This window comes from Moorena sp. (assembly GCF_982860115.1).
Map to the genome: position 1 here is coordinate 1 of NZ_CEYLVT010000194.1, position 14,207 is coordinate 14,207.

Here is a 14,207-nt window from a genome sequence, read left to right on the forward strand (position 1 = left end):
TTCTGGGGAAAGCTTACACAGTCTTGAGAGACCAAAATTAGTCTAAACTCCAGTTTATTAGGTTTTGAACTCTAATAATCATCCGACGGGAAGCTTTCCTCATTCTGCGCTTTTGGCCACGCTTAGTTTTGCTTATTTTGGACAGTAGATTATCCAGGTGTTGGCACAGTCTTTGGACTTGGGAAAAGTCTCCGTGTCCAATCTTTCCGACGGAAGTCTCGCTAAAGAAGGTGAGGAAGGTTCTGATCCCAGGGTCTAAAGCAACTACTCGCCCTTGGTTTTCGGTTTTATCTTTCGTTGCTTCGTGGGGGATTACCAAGTAATAATCCCCATTGTTGCTGGTCAGCCTGCAATCCCCAATGTTATCAGGGAGAGTTTCTGAATAGGTTATGGTTCCTAATTTAGTGTGGTAGATCCCCTTATAAGAAACTGCTGATTTTGGGATGTAGCAAGATTGTATCGGGTTTTTCAATGATCTAAACTTAACCCGATTAATCTGCGAAGTCTTTTTGTACTTCTTTTTTGCCTCCCGTACGGCGGTGCAAGCATCCTTTATCGCTATGGATTTAATTTGATAAGGCACTGACTTACACCACTCGGGTAGGTCGTTTAGTATGCTGGTTTTGATGGCCTTCCAATTGGCCTTAACTTCACCGCTTTGAAGAATTTTGACGGTTTTGTTGAACACATAACGGGATATCCCAAACCATCTGCGAACAAGCTTACGCTGTTCAGGGTTTAGGAACACTCTTATCTTCTTCGATTTTCTTACCGTATTTTCTGAGTCCGTGGACCCGGCAAGAAAAGACGTGAATGATGGAGAGAAGATCTGCGGTAAGCTCGGACTCGGGACAACTTTCAGGTTGGTCGAGAACCAGGATTTTTCCACCGTTGAGACCGACCAAGTACTCAATGAGTTCAAACCCGAATCGGGTGAGTCGGTCTCTACAGGTAACAACAATTGTGAGCTTATCTCCGCGCACAATTCGTTCCAATATGGCTCTAAGACCTTTCCTTTTGTAGTTGAGTCCCGACCCGATATCAAAGATGATTTCTGCTTCCGGGAAGAGGGAGTGGAGGTAGGCAATTTGCCTCGCGAGGTCGTCTTTTTGCTTGGAGGTACTGACTCTGCAATACCCGATAGTAGTTTGACGGAGCAACCCCCTTCCTGTCTTTTTGTGCCCGAACCTGAGCAAGCTTTCTGTGTCAAAGAGTCGGGTTCCCCCAGGAGTCTTTTCACACCTGATTGTGCCATTGTCCGCATACTTCCTTAGAGTGTTCCCCGATAATCCCGTAAGCTCGACCGCCTTACGTAGTGGAACAAGTACCATATTTATAATCTTACAGGTTTTTGTAGATAGTGAAAGATTTTTTGAGATTTTCTTCAACAGCTATTAGCCCTACACCCACTACCTAGCTCAGAACCCACAGCCTTAGTTTAAAAGATTGGTTGTTACCCCTTGAGCTTTAATCAGCTACTCTAGTAAGCCTGTCAAGAATTTGCATGATTGACAAATCCCGCAAGAAATTGTATGTGCTGGTCATTTCAGAGCGGTTCGAGTCATAATAGCGGTTCGATTGATAATAGCGGTTCGATTGATAATAGCTGTTCGAGTCATAGCCATTCCGGTTATAGTCATTCCGGTCATAGCCATTCCGGTTATCGCGGTTGATGTATGTGAGGATGCGATCGCATTCTGTGGTGCCAAAAATACTACAAGCCTCGCTCAGTAAACGATCAGCTGAAGTAGTCCTACCCTTAGGGGTATACCAACGTGACCCCGATTGGGCAGTCTGACCGTTAGGATACTTCCACGAACCTGATGACCCGAATTTGGCAGTCTTGCCGTTGGGATACTTCAATTGTGACCCCAATTTAGCAGTCGTTCCGTTGGGATACTTCCATTTTGACCCCAATTTGGCAGTCGTTCCGTTGGGATACTTCCATTTTGACCCTGATTTGGCTGTTTCCCCATTTGGCCACTCTAACGAAGACCTCTGACCTTGCCTAGGACCGTTGCAGATAACTTGCTGTAAACTTTCAATCGTACCCAAAAAGCTTCTTCCCTCTTCTGTCATGCTGGCTAGTTTTGCCATGGCGGTCAGGTCGAAGCAATCTTGAGAGGAATTTCGTGGTGACTGAATACTTGATGAACGTCGGTTACTATTTCGACAGTACTTATATTCTAGGGTATCTAGATTATCGCTATCTAAGTTTTCGCTAATCGCCAAGCGACGCACAGCACGAATCTGGCCACATGGATTCGATTGAGCAGATACGTTATTGGTCCCTAAGCCAATAGTACATAGGGTCAGGAGTGATAATAACACTCGCATCGGATATTTCATGGAGATCAATCTTCCTGAACACATCAATAGTATGAACAGCCAGGATTATCAAATGCCCTGGCTTCTGGCTGACTACTACAGACGTTATATGATATCAAAAGTTTCAGCGGCGAAATAATCTTGATTGCGATGCCAAGGTAACCATTGAGCTGTCAGAAAATGCTGTTGCATAAAAAATTACCAAAAGGCTGAGAAGTATATAGCTATGTTTTCAAGAGGCGCGTTCCCTGAACTTTTGCGAGAGGTCAAGGGTACTAAGTATGATGCTGATATCAAGTGTTAATTCAAATGTTAGGTGCGCTCTTACCATTAAGAATTAAATTCCCTCAAGGTGCGTACCTGAAGTTAGCATACATCATCCTCTCATAGTTCATTACCAGGACTTATGCCAAATTGGGTAACAAACGCAAACGCACTTACCTAGTATGGTGTGTTATCAACGCACCCTAGCCGCAGAGTTTATGGGTAAGTCCTGAGTAATTGACACAATTGACCGATTATTGCGGTAATCTGGAGTGACACGAAACATGCTGAAAACTATAGTTATCAACTCTCAAACCAACGAGTTACAGGAAAAAACCCTGAAACCGGAAATTGGGATTCAAGGTGAGTATCTGATTGGTCGTCACCCGAGTTGTGACCTAGTTCTGAATAGTCCTGTAGTCAGTCGTGTACATGCCAGAATCCTATGCCAAGGGGGAAAGTATTACTTTGCTGACCTCGGTAGCACCGATGGCTCTCGGATCAATAATGAGGAGATGGATGTTAACCAGAACTGGCTCCTGAGGGAAGAGGATATTATCCGCATCGGTGACTTTGTCCTGCTGGTCAAAAAACTACAGGAGTATGATTCTAACCAGGAACAAAACCTAGTGGTAGATGGCAATAGCACTGGGATGAAGCAGTGGACTAAGGGTGAGATTACTGTCCGCTGTGTGCAGATCATTGATCAGACCCATGATGTCAAGACCTTTCGCTTTGTCGCCAACCCGCCAATGTTGTTCAGCTACAAGCCAGGTCAGTTTGTCACTCTGGATTTGGAGATTGATGGCAAACCCGTGAAGCGTTCCTACTCAATCTCTTCGGCCCCCTCACGTCCTTATACTTTGGAAATTACCGTCAAGGGAGTTCCAGCACCAGCCGATACTCCTGATGTTCCAGCGGGTTTGGTGTCTAACTGGTTGCACGACAACATCAAAGTTGGATCCGAGGTGAGATTAAATGGCCCAATGGGGAAATTTACCTGTGCTGACCATTCTGCTAATAAACTGTTGTTCATCTCAGCAGGTAGCGGGATTACTCCGATGATGTCCATGTCTGAGTGGCTTTGTGACATTGGGGCTGATGTTGATATGGTCTTTGTCCACAGCGCTCGTAGCCCAAAAGATATCATCTTCCGTCAGAAATTAGAGTTGATGGCAGCTTTGCACCCCAACTTTAAGCCTGCTATTACCACCACTCGTCCAGAACTAGACCAAGCTTGGTGGGGTTATACCGGAAGACTTAATCAAGCCATGGTGCAACAGATGGCTCCTGATTTTCGCGATCGCATTATTTATGTCTGTGGTCCGAATCCCTTTATGGCAGGGGTGAAAGCCATGCTAGCCGGTCTAGACTTCCCGATGGAGAACTACTATCAAGAGAGTTTTGGTGGCAAAAAGTTGTCAAAAAAGACAGCAACAGCAGCAACAACTCCTAAACCAGTCACAGTGGAAGGTCGTCCTAGACTACACTTAGTCAAATCACCATCAACCTGTTCAGAACCAACTGTAGTCTTTGCTAAGTCTGGGAAAGAAGTCACCTGTGATGCAGAGGATGTGATCCTAGATGTGGCCGAACAAGAAGGGGTGGCATTACCCAGCGGTTGCCGCATGGGAGCCTGTGGTGCTTGTAAGCAAAAGCTTCTAAAAGGGAAAGTAGAGTATGACGAGGAGCCTGATGCTCTCAAAGAGGATGAACGGAACGAAGGTATGATTTTGACTTGTGTGGCTCATCCTGTAGGACAAGTGGTAGTTAGCGCGTGAGCTATAGCAGTACCTTATACATTATCTGTCTTTGACCACAGTCATCTTTTCGCTTTTTGCCACATAACGTGGATAATTCTTAATTGGCGCACTTTGGATGTAGTTTGGCGTAACTTGCTAGTGAAATTTACCGCTTCCTTAGTATAAGATCAAACTAAATCGACATTCAAGGGTGAATTGTCGTAGTCCAATCACAAAAATTAGTTTGAATCCAAAATGAGTAAGACAATTTTAATTACAGGAGCAAGCAGCGGTATTGGAAAAGCAACTGCAAAATTGTTCCAGGAAAAGGGTTGGAACGTCGTTGCAACCATGAGAACTCCAGAAAAGGAAACAGAACTAACCACCCTTGATAATGTGTTGGTGACAAGACTAGATGTTTTAGACCAAGATTCAATTACAAAAGCCGTTCAGCTAGGCATTGAAAAATTCGGCAAAATAGATGTTTTGGTAAACAATGCCGGTTATGCTGTTTATGGTCTTTTAGAAGCAACCCCCAGGGAAAAGATAACAAGACAATTTGATGTTAATGTCATCGGTCTATTGGATGTAACCAAAGCAATGCTTCCCCATTTCAGACAAAATAAAGATGGTATTTTAATTAATATTTCATCGGTTGGTGGCAAAATGACCTTTCCATTGTTTTCATTATATAACGGGACTAAATTTGCTGTTGAGGGGATTTCCGAAGCTCTGAGTTTAGAACTGCAAGCAATCAATTGTAAAGTTAAAATTATTGAACCAGGCATTATCAAAACTGATTTTGCTGGTCGCTCTATTGATATGAGCAACGATGAAAGCCTAACTGAGTATCAAGAATTAATTGGTAAGGTGTTCAAATCTATGGAATCTTTGGCTGAGCATGCTTCTGAGCCTATTGTTGTCGCTAAGGTGATTTATGAAGCAGCAACAGACGGCACTGATAAATTGCGATATACTGCTGGCGAAGATGCCAGGATGATGGTGGCTAATCGAAAAGAATTGGATGATAAGACGTTTATCCAAGGTATTAAAGAGCAATTTGGCATCTAGTTATCATAGAGAGTTTATCCTGAAAAATTGACGAAATAGTCTGTAATGGCGTTGCTTAATCATATAAGGGTTAAGCAAAAAACTGATGTCAGAAATTTCTTCAGTCAAACATACATCTTCTAAGCCTGAACTAATTTTTTTTACCCAAACTATAGGGAATACAGAGAATGTTTAAAGGTATTTGATTAGTTGTCTCTAGCTATGATAAAGAACGGCAAATCCCCTAACCACAATTACTTCAGCCGTTTCTTATCACCGCCACTTTTTTTGGTGCAACATCTGAGTTTTACCCAATTAGTATAACAGTAGCGCTAGATACACATAAGTTTTCCTGTGCTGCAACTGAGGCAAACGGTTGTGATAAAATCATATTGGCTTAATAAAAAAAAAGGAAGTATTTAATGAAACGTCTTTTTTCCTTGCTGCTGTCAGGAATCCTGATGGTCTCTAGCACGCTATTGTTGGGTATCGCCGTCGCTGAAGGCGTTGCCCCCGGTCAAGCACAAGCACTGGTTGAAGAAAGTCAGACTGAAGAAAGTCTGGCTCAGTGTTTTTACAGTCGAGTGAGTAAGGGTAAAGATGTGAAAGAATGTGACTCGGCTTTAGAAAAAAAGCGGAACGCACTCAAATCTGTTGAACTTAAAACAGCTGCTCACTGTTTTAAACTCCAAAATATGGTGGAAACAAACAAGCCTGAATATCTGAGGCTTTATGACGTGAGGGATTGCCATTTATTCATAGAAGACAGTCAGTTTTGGACTAGTATTTACTATGGCGATGATGACTCTCCTTGTAAATACGATTCGCTTTATAATGAGTACGTCTGCGAATAATTGTTCGTCCGATCGCACTACTGTCTGTGTATCATATCCAACCTAATTTGTGGGCAGATTATCTCAGTCAAAAGCTTAAATATCTCTCGTTAAATCTAAAACTAATTTAGCTTTTTAATTGATTAGATTTTTCGACCTCAGAGTTATAATAAGTTTTGCTTACTCCCTTGAAAGTTTTAATGGAACAGCAAAAATTTATTAGTGGGTTGACTTGTTTTCATTGGTGGCCTAAAACAACGTTTGCGATAACTGATTAGCCGGATTTGATGTCAGATGCATCCGAGCTACGGTTAAGAAACAAAGGAAATGTTTCTTAACCGTAGCTCGGTTTCCCCACTAGACTTCCCCGCAGTTGTCGGGAACTTTGGACAAGGGAACTTCGGCTCAGGGTAAAAGAATAGACTTAAACAGGATCACAAATGGGTTATCGATAGATAACCGATCGCTAACCCATCCGTTGCAATTATGCCACCTGAAGCAATGACTCCTTCAAGCGAGTTTGGTCAAACCCTCGCTGATGAAGCAGTACCCAGGATTCGATCAAATCAGGACCATTGACATCCCCAGTTAGTGCAGCACGAAGCGATCGCATAACCAATCCTTTCTTGACCTTTTGCGCTTTTGTGACTTGGTTAATAATCTGCTTAGCTTCCTCTGGACTCAGCTGTTGGTAATTACCGAGTTGGTCAAGAATAGCTTGCACCACCTCACTAGCACCAGCTTTTTTGAGCTGCTCTACTGCCTGCTCCGTGTACTCAACCGACTCAGTAAAGAACATCCGAGTCATATCTACTGCTTCTGGTAAGCGAGTCAAACTTGGCCCAATCATAGCAGTCAACCGTTCCAGCCAAGGGCGATTTGCCACAGGATCACAGTTGTAGCCAGCACTTTCCCAGTAGGGGATTAGCAAGTCCACTAACTCAGATGCACTCATCTGGTGGACATATTGACTATTAATCCAATCCAGCTTAGCCCAGTCAAACTTTGCCCCAGCTGGGTTCACCCGTTCAAAACCGAACTTTTGAGCGGCTTGAGCCAAAGTAAAGATTTCCTGAGTGGAGTCAGGGGGAGACCATCCCAGCAATGTCATATAATTAACCATCGCCTCAGGGGTAAAGCCCATGGCCTTGAAGTCAAAAATAGACGTTACACCATCGCGCTTGGATAGCTTCCGTCCCTCTTGGTTAAGAATCAGAGGTGTATGGGAAAATTCTGGAACTACACTCCCTAGGGCTTCATAGAGCAAAATCTGTTTAGCAGTATTCGCAATATGGTCTTCACCGCGAATGACATGGGTAATCTGCATATCAATGTCATCCACCACCACAGCTAGGTTGTACAGAGGCTGACCGATATCATTCTCTTCAGATGCCCTAGCAATCACCATATCACCCCCAAGGTCACTGCCTTTCCAGGTGACTTTACCTCGGACGAGATCATTCCAGACAATCTCCCGGTCATTATCAATCATAAAGCGGATCACCGGCTTGCGCCCTTCCGCCTCAAATGCTGCTTGTTGTTCTGGTGTCAAATTGCGATGGCGATTGTCATAGCGGGGGGCTTCTTTTCTGGCCTTTTGAGCTTCCCGCAGTTGTTCTAGTTCCTCAGCTGTGGTGTAGCAGCGATAAGCCAATCCCTTGTCTAAGAGTTGTTGAATAGCAGCACTATAAAGGTCAAGACGTTGGGATTGGAAAAATGGTCCTTCGTCCCACTCCAGTCCCAGCCAAGTTAAACCATCGAGGATGTTTTGGGTATATTCCTCTCGCGATCGCGTTTGATCGGTGTCTTCAATGCGCAGAATAAACTTACCGCTGTGGCGACGGGCAAATAGCCAGTTAAATACAGCGGTTCTAGCGGTACCAATGTGTAAATTTCCGGTTGGACTTGGGGCAATACGGACTCTAACTGTCACAGCTGATTGCTAAGAAGCTAATTACTATAGTCTTTTCGTCTCTATTGTAGCTGCAACAATCAACTAGTCGAACTAGATCATGTTTAGGAGAATTCTCTCCAGCCAAAAGTATTATATATTTTTTCTACGGGACTGACGGGGCTCGAACCCGCAACTTCCGCCGTGACAGGGCGGTGCTCTAACCAATTGAACTACAGTCCCAATCTCCGAGCCATTTACTATTGTTATGTATGACTGCTGTATTTGTCAAGGCTTTTTTTGAAAAAAACTCAAAAATGCTTTGAACAGTCACTTTAGAGCTCTGAGCTCTCAGCCGATTTGCCTTGAGCTTACCCTCGACCAATGACCGAAAGCTCAGTTTATGGCTGTGGTAAGTATAACCTATCCCAGGGCTAACGCAATAGGGTGGGTTAATCACCCACCCTAGGACTCACTATGGTTTTTTCAAGACAACCTTATGTACTGCTATGGCAGAATCACCGTTCTCTGTTGGTATTGGAGACTTTTGAGATTAAGATTGCCTCTGAAGCTGTTCTGCTGAATGGATAAAATCGTTCCAGGCTAAGAATTAATAGGAGCATCAAAACCTGTACTGGCCAAGGTGCCATAGCAAAACCAAATATTAGACAGACAATGGTGCTGCCTACTCCCAATAGGCGAGGGATTTCGTGAGAGACTCTCCAAGATATCAAGATGCTCCCTAGGGCAGTTACGAGAAGAATTAGAAAAAGTGGAAGCATATTAATCACCTCTTATAAAAGAAATTCTAGACTTCAATAATTTCCAGACCTGTGACATACTCCCGACGCCGAATCTTTGATTACGGCGCGGGCTTCTCAACCTCACAGTTAAGAGTTCCTGCGTAGCACTTATCTAGGCACAATACCCCCGACAGTACGCCATTAGCAGGCAGTTTCCGTTCCCCAATAGTCCTTGGGTACTTATCAATTCCACGATTACAAATCACTTGGGCTGAGGCGACATCACGATTGTTTGAATACCCACATTCAGCGCAGGTATGCCAACGGATTGATAGGTTATTCTCCCATTGATAACCACACTCAGGACACTGTTTAGATGTACCCTTGTGGTCAACAGTCGCGAAAAACTTTCCTCGTTTCCAGCATACCCATTTCAGCAATTCTCGGAATTGACCAAAGCCAGCATCTAGAATATGTTTTCCCAAAAAACCCTTAGCCATCACTGTGTAATCAATGTCCTCAACAAAAATCGAATCGGCTTGGTCACATAGTTGATGTGCTATTTTTAGGTGAAAATCTTTACGGGTATCAGCAATTTTGTGATGTAACCGTGCCACCTTGATTTGTGACTTTTCATAATTCTTAGACCGTTTTTGTTTTCTTGTCGCTCTACGTTGCAGCAATTTCAGCTTGCGTTGTAAGTCTACAAAAAACTTCGGTCTAGGAATCCTTAACCCATCTGATGTTGCCAGAAAATCGATTAATCCGACATCGACACCAATTGCCCGTCCAAAAAACGGAATATCAGGTACAGATACATCAGCCTGGATGGTAATGACGACAAACCACTTTGTTCCTCGACATCTCGACACAACCCTGACACCTTTGATTTTGAATCCATCAGGGATTTCTCGGTGCAAGTTGATGTCTACAAGCCCGATCTTGGGTAGTTTAATTTGACTCCCTTTAAGGGGGTTTGTTGATAATTGCGGAAACAAGAATGATTGATAGCGACCATACTTTTTGAAGCGAGGGAAACCTCTCCCTCTTTTTCTGAAAGACTCCCAGGAATTATGCAGACGTTTAACAACATCTTGTGTAACTTGAGAATGAACCTCTTTGAGTGAGGAATCGGTTTTTTTCCACTGCGTTAACTGTCGCTTTTGTGACCTTTCGCCAGGGAAAGGGATATCCGGAGACATGATGTATTCCCTGTTGATTGAACACCTATCAATCGGACACTTCCGACTGTTCATCCAGTCTTTTAAGTCTCGCAGACAACGATTATAAAGTCGTCTGCAAGTTTCTAGCCAGCTCAACATCAATTCCTGTTGAGCGGCATCTGGATAAACGCGATAGGTGTAGTTCATGGTTAAGCTCATGCAGATATCTTAGCAAAAACTAGCCGAATGATAACTGTTGAGATATCCAGACCCCGTCCCGACACCAAATCGGAGATTATGGTGTCGGGATGAAACCCCTAAATTCCAGACCTCTAAAAATTCTAGAGAGGGCTCCCCTCCATCCAATGATGGCGAAAGCCCCCTTTAGATTTAATTTAGCATCTACCTATACATTTTGTGTGTAAGCTAGAGCACAAAAGGTAATAAGTTAAGAAATCGTTGCATAACTTCATGCTAAGTTTTGAAAGTTAATAGTATTGGGCAAAGTGTTGGGCAAAGTGTTGGGCAAAGTGTTGCACAAAAAGTTGACTAGCCACTCCTTGAGGTGATAGGTAGCGCGGCAGTCATCTTCATTGTAGCGCTGGATCATTTCGAGAATAGAGTGATTGCCTGTTTTTAACCACTGGTCATACAAACACACAGATTGGGAGCCAGTCATATCCGGGTCCCGCCACTCAAAGCCCAAGCATCTAGCCAGATTTTTCAGAGAATAACTCTCCACTGGCATGGTGACAGTATCAATAACTATTTGATGAACATCCACGAAACGATCTAGCAGGGGTCTAACTATATGTCGTGGAGTTTGGTAAAGGGTTGCTAAGCGCTTGACCGTGTCAACTTCATACTTGGAAAAATGGAAGATTGGGGCATCTGGATAACGCTCAACTAAGTCTAAAAATTGTAGCCAGATGAATCCTTCTTGCCAAGAATGTTCTGCGAATAGGTTATGGAAGGTTTCAGTTTCAGTACGTCGATCAATCACCAACACCCCTAGCAAATACTCCAGGGGCAAATCAGGCTGTGCTTCAATATCAAAATAAAGCTCAACAGATGCTGTCGGTAAAGAGTCTTGATTCGGGAAGTCTGCCGAGATTTTGGCTTTACCATTCCCTCGCTCTAGTTGTTCGTATTCAAGTATACTAAAGTAGTGTTTGGGATAAAGCAGCACTCGGTTTTGTACCTGAGATTGGGCTTGCTGCACCAGCTGGAAAGCTACTGAGCTACCAAAGCTTGGCTCTAATTCACTAATGGTGGACGTGGCTAAGGATTCGATTGTGGTTACTCCCAAAGCCTTCAAATCCTGATAGCGGCTGGGTGTTACTCCAGGCAATAGGGAAATGTGCTCCACAGATTTAGCGATCGCATAACAACTGTGATACCAACAGCAAAGACTACACCGCTGACGGGAAATGAACACCTCTGGTTTTTGTTGCTCTAATAGAGTCTCAATACATTCCGATAGCAGTTGTTCCATCAGTGGCACCCATCGTTCTATTACCACGGTGTAGGACTTTTGGTTACGCAAAATTAATGAGCCAGTGGTGGGCCACTGTCCTTGTACTGCTGCTAACAGCTGAGCGCGAAAAGCGGTAAGGATTTTATACTCTGGCTTGGGCCGTTTGCTGAGCTTAATGGTGGTGGGAACATAGATCCAATCACCAAAATTAGAACGTCCCGGCTGTTTGACCAGTAAATCAGGAAAACATAGCAATGTCACCCCGTCACCAGTTGGCATCAACAGTACCCCTCCAGAAATGTACTCTGTCCCTTGTTGCATTAGTTTCAAGGTGGCCTGTGCAGCAGCGTGCCAATCTGTTCTGGGGTAGCGGGGTGAGTGGTGGGGCACAGTAGCCAGAATCTGTTGTTTATGGTCTCGGCTTTTCTGTTGCAGTTTCAGCAGAAAATCTGAGGGTGGGTCTTGCTCTGTGGGATCTCCATAAATGTCCAAAAACGCCCGACGCCGACAGCGTTTGTAATCTAAAAGTATTGCGTCCGTCAGCAGCATAATTATAATTTCAGCTAACCCCGCATAGCTGGTGATACTCGGCGCTAGCCATGAGATACCACTAGCTATCCAGGATGAATTAATCCGGTCAACCCCGATTGATTGATCAATCCAAGGTTTATCCCGCTTTTATTAATTTATGTAAATTTACCGAAACATTCACTGATCAACCAGGGATTACTTAACAATTATTTACATAAAGGCTTGATGTAATTTTACCGAATCCCACCGCCCAAAAGTCTAGTAATCACGGGCTTTCGCTCTCTAATCAACGGGAATCAAACCAATAGTGGCAACGGAATGGACTTTTCCAAAAAAATTAATTATGACACCGCGCTGGTAGAATCTTTATAAAAGATTAAATCTTTAAGAGATCAGATCACTGTAAGAGTCTATCAAAAACAGGAGAACACAAATTGACTTACTCAATTTTGCTTGCTGCTGCATCTGCCGTTCCTAACACCCTGGAATGGAGCCCGACAGTCGGAATCATCATGATTGTCTGCAATGTGCTAGCGATTGCCTTCGGAAAAGCTACTATCCAGAATCCTAGCGCAGGTCCCGCGTTGCCTATGCCTGAGTTCTTCGGTGGCATGGGTTTTCCCGCACTACTGGCAACCACCAGCTTCGGTCACATCCTAGGACTAGGCACTATCTTAGGATTGGCTAACATGGGAATTCTCTAGAAGCTAGTAGCTGTGGGGTATAGGGCGAACTGGGATAGTGATGATGGTCAGGTTGATCCAGGGGTGATAATTCACAGCAGATTCTCACCCAGTCACTCGGTCATGCAGTAGTCCTAGAAACGATTACCCTATACCCGATCTGTTAACAGACATCCCTGCTTTGCTAATAGTGCTGTACCATAAGCAGCCGCTGTATCAAGGGATGTCAACATCGGTACCATGAGCTGACGCTCTCGAATCCTTGTCCAAGTAGGATTTTTAGCACCACCACCAGCTGTATAGACACCGGTTAACGGACTTGCTCCGAGCTGTTGCAACAAACGATATCCCCTAGCTTCAATTCGGGCTATGCTTTCGAGCATTCCTTGGAGAAATTCCACGGAATTATCGGGTTTCGGTTCCAATCTTGGGGGGAGCTCCGGGTCATTAATGGGAAAGCGATCGCCTGGTCTAAGTAAGGGATAATAATCCAGGGGACTTTCTTGCTCGGGGTCGATTTGAGAGCTGAGACTTTCTAAGTCTATGTCACTGAAAAAGTGGCGTAGTACTGCTCCACCCGTGTTCGATGCGCCACCGGTAAGCCATAAATTTCCCAATCGATGACTGTAAATGCCAAATTTGGCCTCTTCTACAGGAGTGGTACTCAATAGTTTCAATACCAAGGTAGACCCAAGGGAGGTTACCGCTTCACCTGGTTGTTTGGCACCACTAGCGATAAAAGCGGCAATACTATCGGTGGTACCTGTACAGACTAGACAATCTGGTGATAATCCCAAGCCGTGAGCTACCTCAGGGGTTACAACTCCAACTGGTGTACCGGGAGCCAAGACGTTGGGTAGCATGGATGAAACCGGTAGCTGTTTGATCCAGTCAGGATAGCAAAGATTTTCAGGATTATAACCAAGCTTTAAGGCATTGTGATAGTCACTAATGCCTAGTTTACCATGCAATAGAAAGGCTAACCAGTCCGCTTGATGGAGAAAGTATAGGGGATTAGTTTCAGCAGAGCTTTTGCTGATCAGATCTGTACAGTGATACCACCACAGAAGTTTGGCAAGGCTGGAGGTAGCACTTAAAACAACATGGTTTGGAGGAGCAATGGTTCTAAGTTGTTCCATCACAGCTACTCCTCGTGGATCGTTGTAAAGGATGGGTGCATCTACAGGTTGACCGATGCGATCGCATAACAAAACCGTTGCGGAGGTGCCATTAATTGCGATCGCATTAATGTCACCCTTGATTGACTGGGGAATTTGCTCAATCAGGGAAAATAATACCTTCTGCCAGTGTGTTGCGGTATCGATGGTGATGGCTTGGAGTGGAAACGGATATTGAGTCTCGGCAAAGATAGTACCAACAGAGTCAATTACTACTGCCCGTGCGCCAGAGGTTCCGAAATCGATGCCTAGATAGACAGTCATTAGGGATTAGAATTTAGAATTTAGAATTTAGAATTTAGAATTTAGAATTTAGAATTTAGA

Annotated in this window: 11 protein-coding genes and 1 tRNA gene; 4 read left to right on the forward strand and 8 right to left on the reverse strand. The window is 44.1% G+C overall.

From position 1 onward, the window contains the following. Positions 1 to 37 precede the first annotated feature (37 nt). The 3 genes from AC4II3_RS25105 to AC4II3_RS25115 all read right to left on the reverse strand — a co-directional run bounded on the left by AC4II3_RS25105 (position 38) and on the right by AC4II3_RS25115 (position 2,349). Entirely contained in the window at positions 38 to 748 is a 711-nt protein-coding gene (locus tag AC4II3_RS25105) for a helix-turn-helix domain-containing protein (protein ID WP_488012678.1), read from the reverse strand. Then, positions 732 to 1,331: an IS607 family transposase gene (locus AC4II3_RS25110; protein WP_488012694.1), complete on the reverse strand. Its 600-nt coding sequence runs from the start codon at positions 1,329 to 1,331 to the stop codon at positions 732 to 734. The genes AC4II3_RS25105 and AC4II3_RS25110 overlap by 17 nt, the downstream gene beginning before the upstream one ends. Positions 1,332 to 1,467: 136 nt before the next feature. Then, positions 1,468 to 2,349, reverse strand: coding sequence for a hypothetical protein (locus tag AC4II3_RS25115; RefSeq protein WP_488012679.1), 882 nt, complete (start codon positions 2,347 to 2,349; stop codon positions 1,468 to 1,470). Between the two features lie 527 nt (positions 2,350 to 2,876). On the opposite strand from AC4II3_RS25115, the gene AC4II3_RS25120 reads away from it, so the two are divergent. From AC4II3_RS25120 to AC4II3_RS25130, 3 genes are all read left to right on the forward strand, one after another. After that, complete coding sequence (locus AC4II3_RS25120) at positions 2,877 to 4,373, forward strand: FHA domain-containing protein (RefSeq protein WP_488012681.1); 1,497 nt, start codon at positions 2,877 to 2,879, stop codon at positions 4,371 to 4,373. Between the two features lie 216 nt (positions 4,374 to 4,589). Continuing rightward, positions 4,590 to 5,405: an SDR family oxidoreductase gene (locus tag AC4II3_RS25125; RefSeq protein ID WP_488012682.1), complete on the forward strand. Its 816-nt coding sequence runs from the start codon at positions 4,590 to 4,592 to the stop codon at positions 5,403 to 5,405. A 401-nt stretch (positions 5,406 to 5,806) separates the two neighbouring features. Then, a complete protein-coding gene (locus AC4II3_RS25130; protein WP_488012684.1) occupies positions 5,807 to 6,238 on the forward strand; it encodes a hypothetical protein in 432 nt (143 codons plus the stop codon). Positions 6,239 to 6,701: 463 nt separating this feature from the next. Here the strand turns inward: AC4II3_RS25130 and gltX are convergent, their stop codons facing one another. From gltX to AC4II3_RS25150, 4 genes are all read right to left on the reverse strand, one after another. After that, entirely contained in the window at positions 6,702 to 8,150 is a 1,449-nt protein-coding gene (gene gltX / locus AC4II3_RS25135; RefSeq protein ID WP_488012686.1) for a glutamate--tRNA ligase, read from the reverse strand. Positions 8,151 to 8,277: 127 nt separating this feature from the next. Continuing rightward, a tRNA-Asp gene (locus tag AC4II3_RS25140) sits at positions 8,278 to 8,351 on the reverse strand. A 619-nt stretch (positions 8,352 to 8,970) separates the two neighbouring features. Then, positions 8,971 to 10,221, reverse strand: a complete 1,251-nt coding sequence (locus tag AC4II3_RS25145; RefSeq protein WP_488012687.1) for an RNA-guided endonuclease InsQ/TnpB family protein — start codon at positions 10,219 to 10,221, stop codon at positions 8,971 to 8,973. Positions 10,222 to 10,483: 262 nt separating this feature from the next. Next, positions 10,484 to 12,040, reverse strand: a complete 1,557-nt coding sequence (locus tag AC4II3_RS25150; RefSeq protein ID WP_488012688.1) for a TM0106 family RecB-like putative nuclease — start codon at positions 12,038 to 12,040, stop codon at positions 10,484 to 10,486. Between the two features lie 416 nt (positions 12,041 to 12,456). Between AC4II3_RS25150 and psaK the strand changes: the two genes are divergently transcribed. Next, complete coding sequence (psaK, locus tag AC4II3_RS25155) at positions 12,457 to 12,726, forward strand: photosystem I reaction center subunit PsaK (protein ID WP_488012690.1); 270 nt, start codon at positions 12,457 to 12,459, stop codon at positions 12,724 to 12,726. A gap of 128 nt (positions 12,727 to 12,854) precedes the next feature. Here psaK and AC4II3_RS25160 read toward each other — a convergent pair whose 3' ends face one another. Next, positions 12,855 to 14,147 (reverse strand): FGGY-family carbohydrate kinase, encoded by a 1,293-nt coding sequence (locus tag AC4II3_RS25160; protein ID WP_488012692.1) that lies wholly within the window; start codon positions 14,145 to 14,147, stop codon positions 12,855 to 12,857. Positions 14,148 to 14,207 lie beyond the last annotated feature (60 nt).